Source organism: Actinomadura sp. 7K507, from assembly GCF_004348425.1.
Classification (GTDB): domain Bacteria; phylum Actinomycetota; class Actinomycetes; order Streptosporangiales; family Streptosporangiaceae; genus Spirillospora.
In genome coordinates this window covers 1-677 of the sequence record NZ_SMKK01000556.1, presented here as the reverse complement: position 1 = coordinate 677, position 677 = coordinate 1, and the positions used below count along the sequence as shown (strand labels likewise).

Below are 677 nucleotides of genomic sequence, written 5' to 3'. Positions count from 1 at the left end.
CCCGCCGCCTCGTAGGCCTGTTTGAAGCGCAGCAGGGCCATCCCCCGCTTACGGGTGTCGCCGTAGGCGTAGTACGACAGGTAGAGGCAGCACCGCTTGCGGTGGTCGAACGTGGCGACGTAGTCCGACTCCAGCTGCTGCAGCGGGGTCGCGTCCAGGTGGTCGAGGAAGCGGCCCAGCGGCGTGGCGGCGGACGCGGGCAGCCCAGCGACGGCCCGGCGCAGCAGCGGGCGCCGCTCCAGCAGCTCGGCGTCGGGGTAGCCGAGCAGCAGCGACGCGACCTGCCAGGCCGTGGCCGTCTCGGCCTCGCTGAGCCCCGGCCTCCTCGTGGGCTTGAGCTTGGCCGGGTTGAGTTTGGCGGCTTTGAGCTTGGCGGGGTCGAGTCTCACGGCTTGGGCTCCGTTTCGGCGTCGCCGGAGTCGGCGGGCGGGTTCGTGCCGTCCGGGCCCGGTCCCTGCGTCCCGCGTTCGGGGAACAGCCCGGCGGGGGCGCCCTTGCCGTCCCAGTTGAGCAGGTTGACGCGCTTGTGCTTGTTCTCCGGGTCCACGGGGCTGTCGGCGGTCTGGCGCTGCTGGAGCATGTGGAAGTTCTCCACGGCGACCGGGTTCGGGCCGCCGGACCCCTCGCCGAACGGGCCCGAGCCGCCGCCCATGCCGGAGCCGCCCATGCCGGGCCCG

At 73.4% G+C, this 677-nt stretch carries 1 protein-coding gene and 1 pseudogene; both read right to left on the bottom strand.

The annotated features are described in order from the left end of the window. Nucleotides 1-389 (bottom strand): nitrate reductase molybdenum cofactor assembly chaperone (gene narJ, locus E1285_RS45230; RefSeq protein ID WP_132161056.1); only part of this gene is annotated, 389 nt, incomplete at its 3' end. After that, a pseudogene (locus E1285_RS45225) lies at nucleotides 386-677 on the bottom strand (hypothetical protein); the annotation flags it as partial. The pseudogene E1285_RS45225 and the gene narJ, both read right to left, overlap by 4 nt.